The sequence below is a fragment of the Lyngbya sp. PCC 8106 genome, from assembly GCF_000169095.1.
Classification (GTDB): domain Bacteria; phylum Cyanobacteriota; class Cyanobacteriia; order Cyanobacteriales; family Microcoleaceae; genus Capilliphycus.
Map to the genome: position 1 here is coordinate 26,616 of NZ_AAVU01000041.1, position 22,148 is coordinate 48,763.

Genomic DNA, 22,148 nt, shown 5'->3' on the forward strand with positions numbered 1-22,148 from the left:
TGGTAAAAGTTTATCCATTTTGTCACACCGAAAAAATAAACCCCCCTCAATATTCTGATAGTAGTCTCTAACCTTGACAGACGATTTTGATTCAGACTTGAATTCACCTTCTAGCTCGACGCAAACCCTCCATCCGGCGTCCGTTTCATTGACTTTGACCGGGAATGACTCAAAAGCGATCCCGGCCTCTAGAGAAGCAGCATTGCAGGGAATTCGCGACGGTTTGCGCCCAGGACAGCAACAAATGGCAGACTGGGAAGGCGGGCCTTTAGCGGTGTCGGCAGTTCCAGGGGCGGGAAAGTCTACCGGAATGGCATCTGCTGCGGCTATTGCGATCGCCCGTTATCATCTTAATACTCATCGTCAGTTAGTGGTAGTGACGTTTACTCGGGCAGCAGCAGCTAATATTCGGTCTAAAATTAATGAACAACTGAAAAATCTGGGTTTACCGATGGGCGGTTTTTTGGTCTATACGTTACACGCCCTGGCTTTGAATATCGCCCGCCAACATCCAGAATTATCGGGTTTAGATCTAGAGAATTCGACGCTAATTTTACCGACTCCGAGTAATCGTTTAACCCGAACTTGTGTAGAGTTGTGGATCAATAATTATCCTCGCCACTATCAGCGCTTAATCGAAGGAATGCAGTTTGATGGGGAAGAAACTGAACGGTTGCGGCGTCAGTCGGTGTTGAGAACAGAAGTTTTACCAGACTTGTCTTGGAAAGTGATTCAAGAGGCAAAAAGTTCGGGTTTAAAGCCTTCTGATTTACGAGATTTAGCGACAATTATTCCGGATGAATATGAGATTTTAGCGATCGCGGCAGGGTTGTATGAAAATTACGAGAAATTGCTAAAACAACGTCAGTTCATCGATTATGATGAGATGATTTTAGCCGCTTTGCGGGTTCTCAAAAATGATCGGGTTTGTCAGCAATGGCAAGAACGAGTGTTTGCAGTTTTTGAAGATGAAGCCCAAGATTCGACCCCTTTACAAACAGAGTTACTGAAAATATTAGCAACAGATTCAACTTCAGACAATATTTTAAATTTAGTTAGAGTTGGTGATCCCAATCAAGCGATTAATTCGACATTTACTCCGGCTGATCCGATTTATTTTCGCAACTTTTGTCAAGACTGTCAACAGATAGATCGTTTGGCAACGATGGATCAAGCGGGGCGAAGTTCACAGATTATTATTGATGCGGCTAATTTTGTGTTAAAATGGGTGAATAATTCTCAGTTAGCCGGAACAGAAAAGCCGTTTCAAGCACAAGAAATTCGTCCGGTAACGGAAGGCGATCCTCAATCGAATCCCAATCCTTCCCCCGTCGGTTTGGGTTTAGAACTGTATCGACCTGTTGATGTTTATCAGACTGTAGAATTAATTGCCGAGCGAGTGATTCAATTAATTCAAGATAATCCTGATGGTAAATTTGCGATTTTAGTCCGGGAAAATAAACAAGGGGAATTTATTTCTAATTTGTTGACTCGTCCTGATGAATTTAATTTTAAAGTTGATTTAAGAGAGCATCCGATTAAAATTTATGATGCGTCTTTAGCCGCCCGAAATTCGCGTATTCCGGCTGAAATCTTATCATTATTACAGTTTATTGATCGTCCTCATTCTCCAGATTATCTTAAAGCTGCGTTAAAAGTCTTTAGCGATCGCCAATTAATTCCCAATCAAGATTTTAACGCTTTAGTGATTCAACCGGAAGAATTTCTTTATCCTGGCCCTCTAGAGACTTCGCCCTCTGATCAGGTTCGGAAATGTCGGCTTTTTTGTCGGGGTTTGTTACAAGCCCGTTTAGAATTAGCCCCGTTTCAACTGATTTCATTTTTAGCATTAACATTGCAATATGAACGCAGTGAATTAGCGACAGCAGATAAATTAGCCGAACGAATTGTTAAACAAACTTTAGGGAATAATTCAATTCCGGCTATTGTTAATGTGTTGAATGAAATTGTCAGTTCAGAACGATTTGAAACCGTTGATATTGTCGATCAAGATGAATCAAATGAGAGTATATTTACTCGTAAGGGTCAACTCACAATTATTACTATGCACAAAGCCAAAGGTTTAGACTGGGATTATGTGTTTTTACCGTTTCTACATGAACAAACAATTCCGGGAAGTTTACGGGTTTTACCTCAAAGTCGCTTCTTAGGAGAGTTTACCCTATCAGAAGTCGCACGCGCACAAATTCGGGCTAATTTGCATCAACAACATCCCTTACCCAATGTAATGCAAGCTTGGGAACAGGCAGGATATTTAAAAACAGCAGAAGAATACCGTTTATTGTATGTAGCAATGACAAGGGCGAAACAGTTATTGTGGATGTCTGCGGCGCGTCAATCCCCTTATTCTTGGCACAAACCGGAAAATTTACAAGATCAAAAACCTTGTCCGATTTTACCCGCATTAAAAGAACGTTTTCCCGATCATTTTAAGTCGTAGAAATATGCACTGAGCTAGATATAATAGTGTATAATAAGCAAAAATAGGAATTCTAGACATGGGCGGAAAAAACAAAAAACACTATCAAAACATTGGCAGTATTTATAATGATTTATGGTCTTTTTCGGAAGATTACATGAGATTTATGACTGCAAATATAATCAAATATTTACGCTTAAAATCAACGGATACTCTGGTCGATTTGGGCTGCGGTACGGGGATGTATTCCCAATCAATTGTTAAGCAGATACCGTTAGATAATCCGATTATCTGTGTAGACCCTTCTGAAGAGATGCTCTCACAATTGCCATCAAGTTATCAATATAAAACTAGGGCGGTAGATGCAATTAATTTTCTTTCCGAACCGGAAATTTACAATAAGGTTTTTATGAAAGAAGTTATTCATCATATAAATGAGCAAGAGTTACTATTCAGCAGCTTATTCAAAAGACTACCTCCCAACGGGATTTTCTTGTTGATACTTCTGCCTCCGACTATCGATTATCCTTTATTCAGCGAAGCTTTAGAGCGATATAAAAAAGGTCAGCCTCACTATAATAATCTCAGCAACTTGCTTGAAAAAGTAGGCTTTAACGTCTCGGTAAATTTTGTTGAATATCTTCATGCTATTCCCAAAGATCAATACTTTAAAATGGTGGAAAATCGCTATATGTCCTTACTTTCGTTCTTTGACGATCAACAATTAGCAGAAGGTTTAGCAGAAATGTCCCAAAAGTATGCTCAACAGTCTATTCTTGAATTTCCTGACCGTTTTGTTTTTATTACAGCAAGCAAATAGAGAAGATAAACTTGAACTCACTTCAATTGGCTTTAAATGTGCTGTCGGTGAACTCTATGAGGATGTATTGGGGTTAAGCTAAGTTGTGAGCTTGATCTTCTTAGAGAATAAACACGCTATGATAATAAACTGAAGATTAAGAAATGTAAAGAGCTTTGACTGCTAGTTTAAAATCAACTGACCCCATTCAACAGCCAACCGCTTGGCACCGTCTCCGTACCCACTGGGAGGGCGGAGAAGAAAAAGTTCGTCAGGGCTTACCCCATAGCCAACTGTCTCCGGCGTGGCAAATTTTGTTACTAGGCGATGGTTCTCCGACTCGTCACTTGCAACTGTTAACAACCGAACCGACAGAGGTGGATGTGATTGATATGTCGCCTGTGGGGATAGATAGAGATAGCGCCCCGGATGCCATTGAATTAGTACCCGGGCCACGACTACGGCGACAAGTTTGGTTAAAAACCGCTTCAGGACAACGACTGGCTTATGCGGCGTCTTGGTGGGAAGCGAGTCATGTTGATGAATATTTACAAAACCGTTCCTTGCCAATTTGGGCGAGTTTAGCCCGTCTGAGAACAGAGTTATATCGGGATGTACAGGGATTATATTATGGGGAGTCGAAGGCTTTAGAGTTAGCTTTTGAACAACAGGGGCCGTTTTGGGGGCGTCATTATTTATTTTGGCATCAGGGTAAACCGTTGACGCTCATTTATGAGGTATTTTCGCCTTATTTAACTCAATATTTAGGGCCGATGCCAGGGGTGATAAAACAGTGAACATCTCCGCTTTTGCCTTTGACTAAGAACGTCGAATGTTAAAACAACACCAGTCTTGGCGCTTCCAAAGTGTTGCAACTATCCACCCATGTTGTTCGAGAGTATCAGCAATGGGTTTAGCTTGGTCGAGTAAAATTCCACTGAGAATTCCCCAGGTTGTCGGTTTAGTAATCACAGTAAATTTAGGAATTAAATCAATAATGACTTCTGCTAAAATATTACAAAGAATTCCATCAACAGGCTCATTCACTAACTGAATAATTTCTTCAATTCCTCCCTGTTCTACTTTCATTTGTGTAGCAGAAAGATTGTTCAGTTGGCGATTTTGACGAGCCGAACGTACCGCCATCGGATCAATATCAACCGCGTAGGCTTTAGTCGCCCCCAACAGCAACGCCCCAATCGATAATATCCCAGAACCACAGCCAACATCTGCGACAACCAAATTTTCCGGCTTGACACTCAACCGCATTTCAATTGATTCTAGACAAAGCTGAGTTGTAGCATGAGCGCCTGTTCCGAAAGCAACACCCGGATCGAGGTGTAACAAAATGCGATCAGACTTAGCAGGTGTTTCTAGCCAAGCCGGATAAATCAAGAAATAATCACCAATCTTTGTGGGTTCCCAATGTTTTTTCCAGCTACTCGCCCAGTCTTGTTCATCAATGAGATTCCATTGGACAACCGGAAGGCTAGTTTCCATACACAGCGCATCTTGACGCAGCCAGAGAGCGAGTGCGGCTAAATCTAATAAATGAGCTTTTTCTTCAGGAAGATAAGCTGAAACTAGGCAGGAATTGTTTTGATTCTGACTTGCTGTTCCTCGACAGCCAAAACTTTCCAGACGCCAGAAGATAGATTCTTCTAACACGGGATCGCATAGAACTTGAATTTCCCACCAGCTATGTATCATGTCAATCCTGCAAAATTCGGAATTCGGAATTTGTGATGGCTTGTCGGCAGACATCCGCATTGAGTGAGCCTGAGCCTTTTTACTATTATCCAGTAGAAGCTCAGGAAAAACCCCCCGATCACACCTTCCGAACTCCAAATCGATTTCTACTGCCAATTCGACTTAGAGAGTAACGGTGTAAGCATCCCGAATTCCAGGTACTTTCATAATCTCACTTAAGAGACCTTCGGGTAAGGGGTCATCAATACTTAAGACCATAACCGCTTCACCCCGGACAATTTTTCGGCCGACTTGCATACTGGCAATATTAACGTTAAAACTGCCCAAAAGAGAGCCAATTTTACCAATAATTCCCGGCATATCCCGGTGTAAGGTAAATAGCATATGGTGAGTCGGAGGAACGTTAATCGGGAAACCATCAATATTGGTAATCCGCATTTCACTCGAACCCAGTAATGCTCCGGTGACTGAATGAGTCCCTAAAGAACCTTTGGCTTCTAAGTGTAACGAACCCGTGTAGTCATTGGCTGAAGCATCGCGGGTTTCAATCACATGAATCCCCCGTTCTTTGGCTTCGATGCTGGCGTTGACATAGTTTACTCGTTCGCGCAATGCTTGAGAAAGTAAGCCTTTGAGAGAAGCAACAACCACAGGCTGACTGTTGTTGGTGGCGAGTTCCCCTTGTAGACGAACATCTAAGAAATCAACTCGTCCTCCAGCTAACTGACTCACCAGATTTCCCAAGGTTTCCGCCAACTGAAGATAAGGCTTGAGTTTTTCTAGGGCGTCGGGATACAAACCGGGAATATTCACCGCAGAACGTGCAGGTAAACCGAGTAATACATCTCGAATTTGTTCGGCGACATCAACCGCAACGTTAACTTGGGCTTCTTCGGTGGAGGCGCCTAAGTGGGGCGTGAGAACCAATTTTTGATCTAATGCTCTTAGGGGTGATTCTGCTTCTAAGGGTTCATTTTCATAAACATCAATTGCAGCCCCGGCAATTTGGCCTTGTTTGAGAGCTTCGACTAAAGCCGCTTCATCAATAATTCCCCCTCGCGCACAGTTAATAATTCGGGCGGTGGGTTTCATTTTCTCGAAGGCTTTCGCATCAATCATGTGATACGTGTCCTTCGTTTTGGGCATATGCAAGGTAATGTAGTCAGACTCTTGCAGTAATAGCTCTAAGTCTACCAAGCGACAACTGAGTTGATCGGCTCGTTCTTGGGAAATGTAGGGATCAAAAGCTAGAAGTTTCATCCCCATTGCTTTGGCGGCGGCGGCGACGTGGGAACCAATTTTACCGAGGCCAACTATTCCCAAGGTTTTTTTATAGACTTCAACGCCGATAAACTTTTTACGATCCCATTTACCACTTTTAACCGATTGGTTGGCTTCGGGAATGTAGCGCGATAAGGATAACATCATCGCCAGGGCGTGTTCAGCAGCAGCAATGGTGTTTCCCTCGGGAGAATTCACGACAACGATTCCCGCTCGTGTAGCGGCGGCTACATCGACGTTATCGACTCCGACACCGGCTCGACCAATAATTTTAAGCTGAACGCCTGCTTCAATTATTTCTTGGGTGACGCGAGTGCCGGAACGTATCATTAAAGCATCATATTCTGAAATAATTTTGACTAATTCCTCTGCGGGTAAGCCTGTTTTCACATCGACTTGCGCCACTTGGGACAGGATATCAATTCCAGCTGGATCGATTGAATCGGAGACAAGAACCTTAGGCATAATTATGCAAATGGGTTGCAACAGTAGGGCGGGAGATGCTACCCCGTTATGGATTGGGGTCTTTACCGTTTGGAGAATCTGTTGGATCAGATCTCTTTTCTGGTGTTTATAATACCGCAGTACGTTATTCTACCTGCTTTGGGGGACTTTTTTGGGCTGATTGTTGGAAAAAATTAAGCTTTGTGACCAAAAAAATAGTCAATCGATTCTACAGGTGGCGCACGATCGCGACTGGATTTCCTTGATTTGACTTGGGCTGTTCACTTTTAATCTCCAAAAATTCAGCCTGACAAATTTCTCTCTTTCGACAGTTGAAATTAAGGATTTTGAGGGCGGATAATTGGTGGATTTTTTTCTGCACATTTATTGATCTTGATAGTCCTCAATTGTATAAAATCAGGTAAAATGACAGAGGACTGCCTTCTAAAGAGCAGTTTTTTCATCAATAAAAGCGGATTAAAACATTTTTTTTGCATCTATGAACTATCTCGTAGCCGTATTGAGCGATCGCATCTCTGCCGAAGCTGCTTATGTTGCTTTGGAAAAAGAAGGTTTCCCGACGGAGAAAGTATCCATTTTAGGTCAAGGATACAAAAGTGCTGATGAGTATGGCTTAATTGATCCCCAAGAACAAGCTTGGAAACAAGTCAAGTTTATGGCGTTTTGGCTGATTCCTTTTGGGTTTGTGGCGGGTTATACGTTTAGTTTGATCACGGGATTAAATACGTTTTATTGGGCTGGAGAAATTGGTAATCATATTATTGGTGGGATTCTCGGAGGGATTTCGGGCGGTTTAGGAAGTATCGTTGCCGGAGGCGGTGTCGGTTTAATTGTTGGGGGTGGTGATGCTTTACCTTATCGCAACCGATTAAATGCTGGAAAATATCTGATTGTGGTTGAAGGTTCGGAAAGTTCAACTCGCAAAGCAACGAGCGTTTTACGTCAGTTTGAACCCGAAAATATTCAAGGTTATGCCGCACCCAGTTAACACGATTTATTCCGGTTTCACTGATTTATGTTATGATAATAGTGAACTTGAATATTAAAAACTTTACCTGCAAAACTGATCATTTAACCTCTAAAATCAACGAATGCTGCCTAGAGAAGAACTGTTAAATAGTGTTGAAAATCGAGATTGTATTGCTCGGGTGATCGATCAAGCCGAACAAGCGATAAAAACCTGGGAAGTCACCTATACAGACTTTCTTTCACCGCCGGAACTGGCAGAGGCGCAACGCATTTTTAACCGTCTCACTGAGGTACAATTAGTTACAGGAGGCGGTTATCCCCAAGCTGAACGTCAACGCATTGCGATCGCTCGTGAAGAACTTCCTTTAGATGATTCTAGTGTTGCAGTTGAAGCGATTGATATTTCGGGGAATTTTCTCTTTGATACGGCTACTCATCGAGATTTTTTAGGTTCGATGCTCGGAACAGGTATTGTTCGGGAAAAAACAGGTGATATTATTGTCTTGGGAGAACGAGGCGCCCACGCGGTTGTTGTTCCTGAATTAGTCGAATTTTTAGAAATGAATTTGACTCAAGTTCGTTCCGTTCCCGTCAAAACAAAACGCATAGAATTAAGTGAGTTAAAGATACGTCCACCTAAGAAAAAAGAAATGACAACTGTTGAAGCTTCCATGCGGTTAGATGCGGTGGCGTCTGCGGGGTTTGGAATGTCTCGCAGCAAAATGGTGAGTTTAATTGATGGGGGAGATGTGCGGGTGAATTGGAAAGATATTAGTCAAGCGAGTTATCAAGTTAAGTCGGGAGATTTAATCGCAATTCGCGGAAAAGGGCGCTTAGAAGTTGGGGAAGTTGCTGTGACAAAAAAAGAACGGTATCGTGTTCAGTTAACGAGATATCAGTAAGGGTTTTTCTCTGTAGGGGCGCAAGGCTTGCGCCCGAATCATAGCCGTCGAAATATAAAAAAACGCCGATATAAATCCATCTATTTTTATAATAAATACCCAATAACTGTTATTGAAATTTCCAATAAAAACGCCAATATACAGACATCTATTTTTATTGTAAATTCCCTCTGGGGGCGCAACCAAGGGGCGCAAGCCTTGCGCCCCTACACAACCCTAATAATTGTTCTTGATTATTCTTATTATAAATCAGATTCAAGCTGTCGAAGTTTATCGAGGGGAGATTGGTATTCGTCGGGTTCGTCGGGAGAGAATTCTAAATCAATTTTGATGATTACTCCAGATAGTTCTAATTGTCTTGCTGAAATAACGGGAGCAGTAAAATCAGGATTTTGATAACGAAAATCAACATCAGTTTTAATTCTTAATCTCCCTTTTTTCCATCCTGAATAACCCACTCCTAACAATTGACACTCTAATTCTTGAGTAGAAGATTCCCATTGACTTTCAGATAATTCAAAAGTAACCTTTTTATCAACTAAAATTCCACTTCTCACTATACCAATAACTCGAGCATTATCGCAGACATTAGCTCTAATATTTTCTAAAATCAATTCTGCGAACAATCCTACCGTATATGTTATATCATATTGAAATAATAAAACATCTTCATCACAATTTAGAGATTGAAACCCATCATTCAAATTGCTTTTCATAACCCATTATTTCTCCTAATCTATTTGTAAGCCTAATTAAAGTTGTCGAAGCTTGTCAATAGGATCTTGGTATTCATTCTGTTCCTTTAAACAAAATTCTAAATTGATTTGAATAATGAATTTCTCGTGATTACAAAGATCAATATCTGTTTTAATTCTTAATTTCCCCTTTTGCCAGGCGGAATATCCAAATCCTAATAATTGACATTCTACATCTTGAGTACAAAACTTCCAATGACTTTCAGACGATTGAAAATGAATGTTTCCGCCCGATAATGCGCCAGTCATTTCCCGTAAAAGAAAAAGGTGCTTAGAACTGTTATAATTAGAATATATGTTGTTTTGAATATTTCTTAAAACTATGTCTTTAAATTTTCTGACTACAAATGTATCCTTTCCCAACATTAAAACATCCTCATCACAGGTTAGAGGTTGAAACCCATCATTGAAAATACTTTCCATAACCCATAAGTCCTCAATAACATTTTCTGTTGAAATGAAAACAAAACTGCAACTGTCTCACTTGCTGGATAATTCTTTCAGTTAAAGAGTGTTCTATCAGTTATGAATAAGATTATCATATTAAGGGTTGGATAACTACATAAAAATGAGTTCATAGTTAGACTTCAACGCCAAAAACAACGACTAAAGCCCAACTACAAACTCATAAGTTTGCAAGACATCAATTTTGAATAGTTATTGATGAGATGACAACATTAACGCTTTGACACTTCGTACTCATCTGCATTTAACAACAAATTTCGGGCGATGTGTTCCCACTCTTGCTTTAAACTCCCCACACATTCCAGTTGTTCGCTGCGTTTATACCAATATCGCGCATTGGGAATATCCCCTTCCTTGCGATGGAGATAAGCATGAACCCACGCACTCTCTGTATCACTCTCATCTTGTACTAAAATATGCGCCTGATTCCAATCTCCCTGTAAGTCATACCACAGCGCTTTTAACGGAATAGATAGAGAAGACGGACATTGACGGAATTGAGAAAATGCAATAATGTTAATCATAATGTCTAAAATCCTACTAACTGGATGCGATAGATAAATTTACATCTTTTGCAAGTGTAGTTTTTTGAGAAGCTTTTCGTCGTCAGTCAAAAGTTAAGTGTTGGGAGTTTTGATAAATTGGTAACAATATCAAACTTCCATCAAAAATATTAGAATCCTCTGTTAAATTAAATCGCCAATATTGTTCGTAGTGATTGAGAAAATTTTGACCTAAGATTCCATCAACTTCTAACAAATCTAATACCGAAGGAGAAGATAAAATCACCGCTTCTAGATTAGTTTGTTCGGTGTCTCCCATTTTGACTTGTTTTAATGTCGAACGTTCAGCCATTTCTAACCCGCAAAACCCGATCACCTGAATATCTTGACGAGAGGCTTGATCGAGTTGTAAAGTTAAGCTAAGGGAAGGAGAGATAAAAATAGTATCGGCTCCTGTATCCAACATAAAAGTAAACGGCCCTTGACCATTGATTTCTATTTCTGCTAACATCACCCCTAAGCGACTTTTTAAGGGAATGGCTTGTTGAGTTTCTGCGGAATTGAGTTGAGAAGGTGTCAGGAGTTTTAACTGTTGGGTTTTGGGGTTTAAGTTTAGGTCAAAGTGTCGTAAAAAATCCATCCCCAACACTCCCGAAAGTTCACCTGGAATGAGGGTATTTGTAAATTCTAAACCTCTCAATTCTTCAACCCGTACTCTATCAATAGTGACAGTTGGAAGTTGATGTACTGTCGCACTCATTTCAGGACAATCATCCCCCGCAACGGCTGAGGTTAACTGTTCATTTGCAACTTTTTTTCCTCCTTCCAACCCTAATCGTTCAACCATGGGTGTTGATAGCATGGTTGTCGAAGCGCCTGTGTCTAATAGAAACTCACCGGATTGATTTCCCAGGGTAAGTTCAACGGTAAAAACCTGACTTCCTTCTAACCGTTTTAAGGGAATTGTAGCTTCTCCTTGAGTTTGAGGTGGAGGAAAGTTAAGTCCTTTGAGTTGAACAATTGCGTTTAATGGTTGTAAAACTGAATCGTCAGTGGTATGATAACTAAAGTGATATCTTCCTAATGGTAAGGGATAAATAATTTCCGGAAGTGAAACCAAAAATTGAGTCGATTGTTTAGATTGCTCAGAATCAAAAACTGAAGCATTGAGGTTGGCAGTAACGGGTAATGTTGCGATAGAGACGACTATCGGGAGTAAAAACCGTTGTAGATTCTGTCTCACATCTGTCGCCTCTGACAACAAAAAAATGTCTCAATCAAAAGAATGAAATAATTGAATTAATCTCGCAAAAAGCTGATCAGTTCGCGGTTAACGGTTTGGGGAACTTCTTGTTGAATCCAATGACCACAATCTGCAACTAATTGTAATTTAAACGGTGCTGCAATTAAGCGATCTAAACCCTCTAAAAGTTTATGACTAAAAAACTCATCTTCCTTACCCCATAATACCAGAGTGGGAGATTTAACCTTTTGAGGCGATCGCATTGTACTCGAAAGCCAGTTTGGTGGCCATAATAGTTGGCGATAGTAGTTCAACGCTGACGCAATCACACCCGGTTTTTCTAATGCAGCTTGATAAATTTTAGTTTCTTCTGCGCTAAAAGCCCCTTTCCTAATCGCTTGGCCACGCAGTAAGTCAATCACAAAGTTATTCAAATTTTGTTGAATTAACCATTCGGGTAAATTGGGAACTTGAAACGCCAAAACAAACCAACTCCGACGCAGTTGATCTAAATTACCCATCAACTCTTGGACAAAGCGATGAGGAGGAGGGGCGTTTAAAACGGCTAGACGGTTAACATATTGGGGAAATTTTTGGGCCATGTGCCATGCGATTGTTCCTCCCCAATCATGTCCCACAATATGAGCTTTGGCATAACCCAAACGCTCAATTAAGCCCTGAATATCAGCACTCAGCGTATCCAAATCATAACCTGTTGCTGGCTTGTCAGAATCGTTGTAGCCGCGTAAATCAGGAACAACGACTTTATAATGACGAGCTAAAGCCGGAATTTGATAACGCCAAGAATACCAAAATTCCGGAAAGCCATGTAGGAGGACAACCAGTTCGCCTTCACCTTGAGTGACCGAATGTAAACGAATGTTGTTTGTCTCAACAAACAAATGCTGCCACTCAGACTCCAATGTTATTGCCATATACCGCCTTTTTCGATACTTAGCACTGCCGGAAGCTTTGTCTACTTTGTGAGAGAGACATCACAATCTCAAGCAGTGTCCTTTATTCAAGGTTAACATCTGGAGAAGTGTAACACCAACAACAAAATCAGATTGATTTGTATGAGTAAGCCGTCGAATCTACTGTTCTACAAAACCTGTACAAAACGTCGCATTACAACACTTTTGCACTGTTTGCTTCCTGTTTCAAACCAGGACTGTCGGCAGCACCCTGTCCACAGGCTGAAAATCGGCTGGAACCCAACCTATTATTGAGTTTTCAATCACAACTTTGGATCTCTACTCCACTATTTTCAGGAAATTTAAAACTGATGGCTTTACTCAGTTACCTTTTTACAGGCTGCCCACTAGACAAGAATTCTCTGGGATGTCAAGCCTTAAATGCTTTAATCGCTTGGTTTTCGCGTTTTTTGATTGTATCACATTCAGAAAATACCTTGAAGCCACTCAAAGTAACGCAAATCGTATACTAGATTACATCTCTATTGCCGTTGCCGTTCGCTAAACAATTAAGCCAGCTTCGGTAACACCATAGACGGTTCGACCTTGTACTTGACTAAATTCGCTAATTCTTGCAATTGACTAATGGCTTCGGCTCCTTCTAACTTCATCAATTCACGATCATCTCGCATTTCAGTCCAAGTGATACCGTAGTCCGAAACCAGGAAACGAATTAGATGATTATCTCCCAAACTGACCATGAAGGAAGCACTGTTCATTTGGCCACCACAGGTATAGCAAGAGGCTAGATAGCCTTGACGCTCTAGCACAATCGCCAAAGCCTGAAGATTCATCACGAGATCCTGTACGAATTTACGGTGTTGTTCCGCTAGTCTAAGAAACATAATCTGCCCTCCTATCACCATACTTAAGATTTATTAAAAAATGTAACACAATCTTAAGAATATGGTGTCTCAATGTTGGCACAGTATAACTCTAATTTCCTAAAAAGATCATCATCATTCTAAACTATTTTTCCGGATATCTGAGAAATTATTCAACTCGTCACCTCGGACAATAGAAGCCTGAAAAACTTTATAGTTAAGACTTTCACCGCCCTGATAACAGGGGTTTAACAGTCTTTATCACCCATTTTTGAAGGAAGATTAGAATAACTGATAGTATAAGTATAAGTTATAGATTATACATTTTTTAGAACTCTTAAAAAGATTTTGATATCAACTGGGCTTTTGGGTTTTAATTAACTTATCTTTTCTTCAAGAAAAACTGATGTTAATTTCTAATGAAGTTGTGTGAAGTTGATTGTCCACTTTGAGTTTTAACCTTGATTCGTAAACCGTGAGCAGTAGGGGCGTATGTAACACCCCCTTACCCATGATTTTCAGTGAACAGTGATCCTCTCAGCAGACACCTCTAACTCGATTCTTTACCCTATTAGACTCTCAAGTGGCAATTCCGGTTCAAAAATCAGTTAATCAACTTCCCACCATCCAAAAGCAGGGCCAACAAATCTAATCGTCAACCAGGACAGAATCAAAAGCCCAATTCCAGCCCAAGCCCCTCGGGTTGTCCATTGAACAAACTGTTCGCTTTGAGTTTTGGTAACTGGGAGCCAAGGCAAGATCTTTTCTTCCTTACCATAGCGATCTCCCATAGCTTCCTTGCGACGCTTGGCATCTCCCATAATTTTTGTGTGTGAGGATCTCACAATTGATATCTGCTATTTTTTCATTATCCCTCAAAGGGTACTTTTTGAGAGATTGGGAAACAGGCGTTCCCAACTGAGGGTCAATTCTGGGTGTTCAGTCCATCGAATCAACTCAGTTGCTGGACAATCAATCATCCCTGATAGTCCGATTGCGGTTCGGGGGGCTTGAGTCGCCAGAGCGATCGCTTCAGAACCCTCACAAACGCCCCACTTAACCAAATTCTGCACCCCGACTAACAGAGGATAAGTGGTTCCGGCGAGAGTTCCATCGAGTAAACGAGCCGTTCCGTCTCTGACTTCAATTTGTCGCTGATCCCAGGGATAAACGCCATCCGGTAAACCCAACGGGGCTAAAGCATCACTCACCAGAAAAACACCCGAAATCTTTCCCGGTGTTTTGAGTTTTCCCCGAGCGCTTTGTAGGAACAACTGAATCATCGTTGGACAAACGTGTTGGCCATCAGTAATCAACCCACAGTGAACGTTTGGATGTACCAATGCTGCGGCTAAAAGTCCCGGTTGGCGATGATGTAGACTCGGCATGGCATTAAACGCATGAGTTACCATTGTCGCCCCTTGGGAAAAGGCAGAATTAGCTTGCTCAACGGTTGCCTGAGAATGTCCTAAACTGACGGTAATTCCTAAGTTGCGTATAAAAGGAATCACTTCGCCTGTGGGATCTAATTCTGGGGCGAGGGTAATGATTTTAACAATATGGGCATAATCGCCCAAAACTTGTTTAACGGTATCAACGGTGAGAGGAAGTAAACAGTCTTGGGGATGAGCGCCGCGTTTTTCGGCGTTGAGAAATGGCCCTTCGAGATGAACCCCGATAATTTGGGCGGTATGGGCGGAAGCGGGAGTTTGCATAAATTCCGCAAAGGTGGCTAGCGATCGCTGAATTTGTTCTAAAGTTGTGGTGACAATGGTGGGTAAAAATCCATCAACCCCTTGATTCGACAAATATTGACCAATTTCGTGCAGCTTGGGGTAATGTTGGGGAGTGACTTCTCGAAAGGCTAAACCCAAAGCCCCGTTAATTTGCAGATCAATTCCACCGAGAGAAACCCAATCTCCTCCTAAGTCCAAAACCGGGAAAGGTGATTGTTCGCTGTTTTCGGGTTGAATCGCAGCCACTTTACCTTGACGAATTAAAATTTGCTGTAGATTGTCGTCTCCGGGTAAACGGGCATTGATAATATCTATCGAAGCGGCTGTCTGTGTCGCGGTTTTAGTCATAGTAGGTTACAAGTTCAGCTTTGAATTCATTATCAAACACAGCACATCAAGAGTCTTCCCAAGTTGGGATTATTATGGGGAGCGATTCGGATTTACCCACGATGGCGGGGGCGATCGCCATTTGCGAAGAGTTTGGGGTGGCTCACGAAGTTGCTATTGTTTCGGCTCATCGCACCCCTGAACGGATGGTAGACTATGCCCAAAACGCCCATATTCGAGGGCTAAAGGTGATCATTGCAGGCGCAGGGGGGGCGGCTCATCTGCCGGGGATGGTGGCTTCTCTGACTCCATTACCTGTGATTGGGGTGCCGGTATCTAGCCGCCATTTGCAAGGGGTGGATTCTTTGTATTCGATTGTGCAAATGCCTAGAGGAATTCCGGTGGCGACTGTCGCGATCGGCAATGCTCAAAATGCGGGTTTATTGGCGGTGCAAATTTTAGCTTCTCATCAGCCAGAACTGTTACAGCAGGTTTTACAGTATCGCCAGACGCTGAAACAATCGGTGCTTGATAAGCAACAGCGTTTGCAACAATTGGGCTATTCTCAGTATTTGCAAGAACAACAAGGGCAACATTCCGGATAAAATCAACTCAAGTTGCTGAATTTCTGTAGTTTGTGATACAAACTTTCGGTCGTTCTACCGCTTTAATCGAGCCAGAGATTGTCTAGACAGCGAGACAGACCCAAGTGTAGTCTGAAATACAGAAAATTACTCTAATCTGTTTTCAAGATCATCAACTCTGAGTACAGAGCAAATCTCTTGGTTAGATCTCTTGCCAAAGTTTCCCTCTGTATCATACTGGCCAGTTATCTCCTAATAGTAGAGAAACTTTTTGCCTAAAACGGAAGCATGGTTATTGAGACGGTTAAGTTCTTGTTAATGCGATCAGATGCAGACGAATGCACAGATAGCCCATCCGACGGAGTGTTCAAAATAAGTGATGGGATCACAAATTAGGGTTCAATGACAACTTTTAGACTCACACCTCCCATGATTTTAAACACTAGAAAAAATTCGTGACTTTTGGGGTTGTACTTAAAAGAGTTCAATGTTTTGTGAGTGCGTGTTTCGGACACGCTATTGATATGTAGTTGTAATGTTTAACGCAATGTTTTCTAGAAAAAAATCAACACGCCTTAATCAGCGATTATCTTCTCGGGAAAGTTCTATATCAAGTCGGTTAGCAAGCCGGTTTTCTCGACTTCATAAACCCAGATGGTTATCTCTAAGCTGGATTGCTTGTATTCCGATATCAGCTCTGATTATTGGACTGTGGAGTTTTGCCGCAGTTGCTCAAGAAGATGCCCAACCGCTAACCCCAGAAGATGTTCAGGGTGTTTTAAATACAATTTGGATTGTCGTTGCTTCTGTTCTGGTTATTTTTATGAATGCGGGTTTTGGAATGCTCGAAACGGGCTTCTGTCGCCATAAAAATGCTGTGAATATTTTGACGAAAAACTTGATTGTGTTTGCGATCGCCACTCTAGTTTATTGGGCATTTGGGTTTTCTGTGATGTTTGGGGGTGATAATCCTTTTATTGGTGGAGGCGGTTATTTCCTTTCTGGACAATCGGCAACCTATGGACTAGATCCATTCCCGGCTGGTTTACCTGTCACTGTGTTTTTCTTGTTTCAGGTGGCTTTTGCGGCAACGGGTGCCACGATTGTATCGGGGGCTGTCGCCGAACGAATTGAATTTGTCGCCTTTTTATTGTTTAGCATCTTGCTGGTTGGGATTGCCTATCCGATCACAGGTCACTGGGTTTGGGATAGTAGTGGTTGGCTAGCGAAGGCTGGTTTTTCAGATTTTGCAGGTTCAACGGTTGTACACTCCGTTGGGGGGTGGGCCGCTTTGACAGGAGCCTATCTGCTTGGCCCGCGTATGGGTCGATATGCCGAAGATGGTACTCCCCGGGCTTTACCGGGTCATAATATGGGTTTTGCCACGCTGGGATGTTTGATTCTATGGATTGGCTGGTTTGGGTTTAACCCCGGTTCAGAATTGGCAGCTAATCAGGCAGTTCCCTATATTGCGATTACCACAAACCTCTCAGGAGCCGCAGGCTGTGTCTCTGCAACGTTAACCTCTTGGATTAAGGATGGAAAGCCCGACTTATCGATGGTTATTAACGGTGTTCTGGCGGGTTTAGTTGGGATTACAGCAGGTTGTAATGGTGTCAGCTATTCGGGTGCTGTCATTATCGGTTTGATTGCCGGGGTCTTTGTTGTCTATTCTGTTGGTTTCTTTGACAAACTCCAGATCGATGACCCTGTAGGTGCAACTTCAGTTCACTTAGGTTGTGGGACTTTGGGAACCCTGGCAGTGGGTTTATTTAATACCGAATCTGGCTTATTCTATGGCCATGGATTTGATCAATTCGCCGCCCAAATTGTAGGGGTTGTGACGATTGGTGCGTTTACGGTTGTTATCAGTACCATTTTCTGGCTCGCACTCAAAGCAACAGTTGGAATTCGGGTTAGTCCTGAACATGAATATGAAGGCCTCGATATTGCTGAACACGGTATGGAAGCCTATAATGGATTCCTCAAGGAAGTTGGCCCGGCGAGTATCGGTGGCAGTGAAACCGGAACTCCCAGTGGCGGCAGTATTCTGAGCGATGATTAACGCTCTCCACATTGTTTAACTGCTAGAATTGTCCTTCGTCCTTGATTTCCTTGATTTTTGGGAACAGGACGATTTTTTTGTCGCCTTTTCAGGAAACAAAACTGATAACTGTTCCCTGAAAAGGCGGTCAGAATGCTAAATTTACAAAGGAGATGATAATTTTCTCGGTGGCATCTCGATCCTGTGTCTATTCGCTTGAAAACGATTCCAACTTGGGTTTTGTTGTCTCTGATTAGCAACGGAGTGCTTCTGCTTGCTGTTGTATTGCTTTTGGTGCGAGGTGAAACTTTGCCGGAAAATTCTCAAGCCAATGCTTCAGTGATGAGTAATACGGTCGAAACCGACTCACTGGCAGATCTCGACTCTAGCCAAACTGCTTCTCCCAGAATTGGGCCACGTCATCAGTGGACTTATCAAGAGTGGGTTGCCCAACTCGAACGAGAAGCCCAAGCTGTTGCCACAAAACCCCCGAAGCACTTAACAGTTTTGGCGGGAGATTCCCTTAGTCTGTGGTTTCCTCCTGATTTACTACCAACAGGACGAACTTGGCTCAATCAAGGGATTTCCGGTGAAACATCTACGGGTTTACTAAAGCGACTCAAAGCTTTGGATATGACTCAACCTGAGACTGTTTTTATTATGATTGGCATTAATGACTTGATTCGGGGCATTGATGACCAAACTCTGTTAAACAACTATCGGGAGATTGTGCGGGATTTGCGTTGGGTTCATCCCAATACTCAGATTGTTGTACAGTCTATCTTGCCTCACAGTGCAGAAAAGGCAACATGGGAAAGCCGCGATCGCTTGTTAGCCATTCCGAATTCTCGGATTCGTCAACTCAACCGAGAACTAGAAGCAATCGCGATCGCCGAAGGTGCGGTTTATCTGAATTTACATCCTTTATTCACCGATGAGCAGGGAAAACTCAGACCAGAACTCAGTACCGACGGTCTTCATCTCAACGATAGAGGATATTTAGTATGGAAATCAGGAATACAATTGTTTAGTCTGTTGAAATTTTGACATCCTCCCTCTCTAAATCAGAGATTATAGAGAGGGATTCCCAAACATCGCTATTTGGATTTACTGCATCTTTGATTCTTAACTAGACCGTTACCAGTCCCCGTCAGACCATCTCCACAGTCAATTTCTTGAACCACGATCTGCCCGACCGCAGCAATACCTCGTTGACAAATGACTTTTGCTGCTGCAACATCACGATTACATTCGTAGTTGCATTCAGGGCATTTGTGGATACGCTCTGACAAATCAAATTTGCCTGTATGCGTCCCACAATTTGGGCAAATTTGACTGGTATATCTGTGGTCAACTTTGCCAAAATAAACCCCTCGTTTCCAACAGACCCAAGTTAAAATATTGAAGAATTGACCGAATCCCGCGTCAAGAGTATGTTTACCCAACATCCCTTTCGCCCAAGTTCTAAAATCTAAGTCTTCAACAAATATCATTCCAGCTTGGTCACACAAATGATGGGCTAGTGAGAGCGTGAAAATCTTTTCGAGTGTCCGAGATTTTTTGATGAATTCTTGAAGACTTCTGATTAAGTTTATGTCGATTGACTGAACCTGGTTTTTTTGACTTGAATCTACGTTGCAGCAATTTCAGCTCGCTATGTAGTTGAGCCAAGAACTTTGGACGTTCAATCAATTCACCATCAGAAGTTGCCAAAAACTTATCGAGTCCAATATCAATCCCGAGTGGATACCCAGAAGCCGGAGTATCTGGGATATTTACATTGCTCTGCAATGACAGCATCGCAAAATACCCACTTGCTCGTCTAACTACCCGCACCTGCTTGAGCTTAAATCCCTCTGGGATTGGGCGAGATAATCTCATCCGAACTAATCCAATCTGAGGTAGTTTTATCCAGTCATTAGAGATTGGATTTGTCTTGAACTGAGGGAAAACAAACGACCGCATTCGATACTTGTTTTTCAAGCGAGGAAAGCCGTAACCCTTTTCTTTCATGCTGTTAAATGCTCTTTCTAAAGTTTTCAAAACTTGTTGTAAAACTTGAGCATTCACTTTCTTGATTTCCGGGTTGGTTTTTTTTGCTTTTGTTAAGTTCGCAGCTTGTACGTTGTAGTTGGGGTAATGGGCATCTGCTGAGATGATGTATTCTTGTTGCAATGAACAAGAGTTAACTGCACACTTTCTACTGTTTATCCAGTCTTTTCGCTCTCTCAAGGCGTAATTCCACACCTTTCTACAGACCACCAACATATTCTCAATGATGGTAATCTGTTCTTGAGAGGGGATTAACTTAAATTCGTAGGTTAGTGTTAACATACTGGAATGTTACCACAATTCTATCCCGTTATGCTAACTCGCTAGACTTTTGTACAGGAGAACTTCAGTCGGGCTTCCCAAAACCGAGTCTTTTTTGTTGGTCGCAATTCACCTACGACCAAATCAAAGATTTTGGTCGCAGTCCTCTTGCTCCATTACGATAGAGTCAGCTATTTTTGTTCCGGGTGAGAGGTTTCTGGTGTGGTTACCCCTAAAGTATTGATTGTAGAAATGAGTTGATACAATCGACCGATATCGAGTTGATTAAAATGCAGGACTAAACGGGGTAAATGTTCGCTGTCATCTCCGGTTTCTTGGGCTAGGACGAGAGATTTCTCTATTTTGCCTTGAACAAGAATGTCATGAAACTCATCATTGAGTTTTTCGACATCCTCATCTGATAATTCTGATTTGAGGCGAATCACCAGTAACTCTTTAACGTAGCGACTAGAGTGATAAACTCGATAAAAATCCGATATGGCTTGACAAGCGGTTTCAATATTATCGGTAATCGTGTAAATACTCGGATCATCGCCTGAAATGAGTCGCCGTCGCAATAATTGTTTTTCAATAAAAGCGTGCCAATCATGCCAATAATCACCCCCTGGATGATCAATTAAAACCAGTGGTGCGGGGCCAAATTTCCCGGTTTGGGCTAAAGTCAAGCACTCGAAGGTTTCATCGAGGGTACCAAATCCCCCTGGAAACATCGCTAAAGCATCGCTTTCTCGCAGAAAAAAGAGTTTGCGGGTAAAAAAGTATTTGAAGTTAATCAGTTTGTCATCACCTTCGATGAAGGGATTAGAAGATTGCTCAAAGGGAAGCTGAATGTTTAAACCAAAGGAGCGATCCGCCCCCGCCCCTTCATTTCCAGCTTGCATAATCCCGCCCCCGGCTCCCGTGAGAACCATAAAGCCTTGTTGAGCGACAAAGCGAGCAAAATCTGCCGCCATTTGATATTCTGCGGCGGCGGGTGAGGTTCGCGCTGAACCAAAGATACAAATTTTGCGAACGTGGCGATAGGGATAAAAGATTTGGAATCCTCGCTCCATATCTAGCAGGGAAGCGGAGAGGATTTTCCAATCAAGGGTATCAAATTCTTCTCCGGCCATGCGAACGAGGCTAGAGAGCGATCGCGAAATCCATTTTTCATGCTTCAAGCCTGGAAGCTGCTGAATTAATGACCGCATTTCGGCTTGCAGAGAATCGACCGTTAGGCTAGTTCCAGAGGAATCCATACTTTTCCAAACAAACTTCTATAACGCGCCTCAGACCTATGATTCCAAGGCGCGACCCCTTGTAATTCTTTCAAGCTCAGGCTTGCTTAACCTGACGGCTACACGCCCAGAGCTATTGAACGTTAAAGGTATTTTTCTATAGTGTTCGCCAGTGTAGTTTTAGGAACAGCTCCGACGACCATATCCACCCTCTGACCTTCTTTGAAAATCATCAAGGTTGGAATACTGCGAATTCCGTACTGGTTGGCAACGGTGGGATTCTCGTCGGTATTCAGTTTTACCACTTTGACTTTGCCCGCATATTGTTCGGCAATTTCCTCAACGACGGGTGCAACCATGCGGCAAGGGCCGCACCAAGGTGCCCAAAAATCTACTAAAACGGGGACGTCGCTCTCTAGAACGTCCTGCTTGAAACTAGCATCTGTAACTTGTGGGGCTGCTGACATGCCTTGCTATCCTTATACACGTCGTATTACTCTTTAGACTTTCCTTGCGCGAACACAAGGCGAAGTCGAACAGAAAGATCTGCTGGTTTGAGATTAACATTCTCGCTGC

Annotated in this window: 22 protein-coding genes; 8 read left to right on the forward strand and 14 right to left on the reverse strand. The window is 42.3% G+C overall.

What is annotated here, in order from left to right; translation table 11 throughout:
* Nucleotides 1-73 precede the first annotated feature (73 nt).
* The 3 genes from L8106_RS22535 to L8106_RS22545 all read left to right on the forward strand — a co-directional run bounded on the left by L8106_RS22535 (nucleotide 74) and on the right by L8106_RS22545 (nucleotide 4,036).
* On the forward strand, nucleotides 74-2,461 hold the full coding sequence (locus L8106_RS22535; protein ID WP_009786778.1) for an ATP-dependent helicase: 2,388 nt from the start codon (nucleotides 74-76) through the stop codon (nucleotides 2,459-2,461).
* 58 nt (nucleotides 2,462-2,519) lie between these two features.
* Entirely contained in the window at nucleotides 2,520-3,260 is a 741-nt protein-coding gene (locus L8106_RS22540; RefSeq protein WP_009786779.1) for a trans-aconitate 2-methyltransferase, read from the forward strand.
* Between the two features lie 155 nt (nucleotides 3,261-3,415).
* On the forward strand, nucleotides 3,416-4,036 hold the full coding sequence (locus tag L8106_RS22545) for a chorismate lyase (RefSeq protein ID WP_009786780.1): 621 nt from the start codon (nucleotides 3,416-3,418) through the stop codon (nucleotides 4,034-4,036).
* Between the two features lie 22 nt (nucleotides 4,037-4,058).
* Here the strand turns inward: L8106_RS22545 and prmA are convergent, their stop codons facing one another.
* Both prmA and serA read right to left on the reverse strand, forming a co-directional pair.
* Nucleotides 4,059-4,949, reverse strand: coding sequence for a 50S ribosomal protein L11 methyltransferase (prmA, locus tag L8106_RS22550; protein WP_009786781.1), 891 nt, complete (start codon nucleotides 4,947-4,949; stop codon nucleotides 4,059-4,061).
* 162 nt (nucleotides 4,950-5,111) lie between these two features.
* Entirely contained in the window at nucleotides 5,112-6,695 is a 1,584-nt protein-coding gene (gene serA, locus L8106_RS22555; protein ID WP_009786782.1) for a phosphoglycerate dehydrogenase, read from the reverse strand.
* 478 nt (nucleotides 6,696-7,173) lie between these two features.
* Here serA and L8106_RS22565 point away from each other — a divergent pair, with 478 nt between their 5' ends.
* Nucleotides 7,174-7,683: a hypothetical protein gene (locus L8106_RS22565; protein ID WP_009786784.1), complete on the forward strand. Its 510-nt coding sequence runs from the start codon at nucleotides 7,174-7,176 to the stop codon at nucleotides 7,681-7,683.
* 103 nt (nucleotides 7,684-7,786) lie between these two features.
* Complete coding sequence (locus L8106_RS22570) at nucleotides 7,787-8,566, forward strand: photosystem II S4 domain protein (protein ID WP_009786785.1); 780 nt, start codon at nucleotides 7,787-7,789, stop codon at nucleotides 8,564-8,566.
* A gap of 242 nt (nucleotides 8,567-8,808) precedes the next feature.
* Here the strand turns inward: L8106_RS22570 and L8106_RS22575 are convergent, their stop codons facing one another.
* From L8106_RS22575 to nagA, 8 genes are all read right to left on the reverse strand, one after another.
* Entirely contained in the window at nucleotides 8,809-9,282 is a 474-nt protein-coding gene (locus L8106_RS22575; RefSeq protein ID WP_009786786.1) for a KGK domain-containing protein, read from the reverse strand.
* A 36-nt stretch (nucleotides 9,283-9,318) separates the two neighbouring features.
* A complete protein-coding gene (locus L8106_RS22580) occupies nucleotides 9,319-9,744 on the reverse strand; it encodes a KGK domain-containing protein (protein WP_009786787.1) in 426 nt (141 codons plus the stop codon).
* 254 nt (nucleotides 9,745-9,998) lie between these two features.
* Nucleotides 9,999-10,310 (reverse strand): hypothetical protein, encoded by a 312-nt coding sequence (locus L8106_RS22585; RefSeq protein WP_009786788.1) that lies wholly within the window; start codon nucleotides 10,308-10,310, stop codon nucleotides 9,999-10,001.
* An 82-nt stretch (nucleotides 10,311-10,392) separates the two neighbouring features.
* Entirely contained in the window at nucleotides 10,393-11,532 is a 1,140-nt protein-coding gene (locus L8106_RS22590) for a retropepsin-like aspartic protease (protein ID WP_232228555.1), read from the reverse strand.
* Nucleotides 11,533-11,588: 56 nt separating this feature from the next.
* Nucleotides 11,589-12,467, reverse strand: a complete 879-nt coding sequence (locus tag L8106_RS22595) for an alpha/beta fold hydrolase (protein ID WP_009786790.1) — start codon at nucleotides 12,465-12,467, stop codon at nucleotides 11,589-11,591.
* Between the two features lie 548 nt (nucleotides 12,468-13,015).
* Entirely contained in the window at nucleotides 13,016-13,351 is a 336-nt protein-coding gene (locus L8106_RS22600; protein ID WP_009786791.1) for a DUF1815 family protein, read from the reverse strand.
* 587 nt (nucleotides 13,352-13,938) lie between these two features.
* Entirely contained in the window at nucleotides 13,939-14,151 is a 213-nt protein-coding gene (locus L8106_RS22605; protein WP_009786792.1) for a DUF2839 domain-containing protein, read from the reverse strand.
* Between the two features lie 54 nt (nucleotides 14,152-14,205).
* Nucleotides 14,206-15,414 carry an N-acetylglucosamine-6-phosphate deacetylase gene (gene nagA, locus L8106_RS22610; protein WP_009786793.1) on the reverse strand — a complete coding sequence of 403 codons (1,209 nt, stop codon included), beginning with the start codon at nucleotides 15,412-15,414 and terminating at the stop codon, nucleotides 14,206-14,208.
* Nucleotides 15,415-15,434: 20 nt separating this feature from the next.
* On the opposite strand from nagA, the gene purE reads away from it, so the two are divergent.
* The 3 genes from purE to L8106_RS22625 all read left to right on the forward strand — a co-directional run bounded on the left by purE (nucleotide 15,435) and on the right by L8106_RS22625 (nucleotide 19,068).
* The gene (purE, locus tag L8106_RS22615; RefSeq protein WP_255348898.1) at nucleotides 15,435-15,998 is read left to right on the forward strand and encodes a 5-(carboxyamino)imidazole ribonucleotide mutase; all 564 of its coding nucleotides are present in this window, start codon (nucleotides 15,435-15,437) and stop codon (nucleotides 15,996-15,998) included.
* Nucleotides 15,999-16,524: 526 nt separating this feature from the next.
* Nucleotides 16,525-18,042 carry an ammonium transporter gene (locus L8106_RS22620; protein ID WP_039896999.1) on the forward strand — a complete coding sequence of 506 codons (1,518 nt, stop codon included), beginning with the start codon at nucleotides 16,525-16,527 and terminating at the stop codon, nucleotides 18,040-18,042.
* A 183-nt stretch (nucleotides 18,043-18,225) separates the two neighbouring features.
* On the forward strand, nucleotides 18,226-19,068 hold the full coding sequence (locus L8106_RS22625; protein WP_009786796.1) for an SGNH/GDSL hydrolase family protein: 843 nt from the start codon (nucleotides 18,226-18,228) through the stop codon (nucleotides 19,066-19,068).
* Between the two features lie 50 nt (nucleotides 19,069-19,118).
* Here the strand turns inward: L8106_RS22625 and L8106_RS34590 are convergent, their stop codons facing one another.
* The 4 genes from L8106_RS34590 to trxA form a co-directional block, all read right to left on the reverse strand.
* The gene (locus L8106_RS34590; protein WP_009786797.1) at nucleotides 19,119-19,514 is read right to left on the reverse strand and encodes a zinc ribbon domain-containing protein; all 396 of its coding nucleotides are present in this window, start codon (nucleotides 19,512-19,514) and stop codon (nucleotides 19,119-19,121) included.
* Nucleotides 19,515-19,524: 10 nt separating this feature from the next.
* Nucleotides 19,525-20,355 (reverse strand): RNA-guided endonuclease TnpB family protein, encoded by an 831-nt coding sequence (locus L8106_RS22630; RefSeq protein WP_009786798.1) that lies wholly within the window; start codon nucleotides 20,353-20,355, stop codon nucleotides 19,525-19,527.
* 170 nt (nucleotides 20,356-20,525) lie between these two features.
* Complete coding sequence (locus tag L8106_RS22635) at nucleotides 20,526-21,593, reverse strand: LOG family protein (RefSeq protein ID WP_009786799.1); 1,068 nt, start codon at nucleotides 21,591-21,593, stop codon at nucleotides 20,526-20,528.
* 122 nt (nucleotides 21,594-21,715) lie between these two features.
* On the reverse strand, nucleotides 21,716-22,039 hold the full coding sequence (trxA, locus tag L8106_RS22640; RefSeq protein WP_009786800.1) for a thioredoxin: 324 nt from the start codon (nucleotides 22,037-22,039) through the stop codon (nucleotides 21,716-21,718).
* Nucleotides 22,040-22,148: the final 109 nt, after the last annotated feature.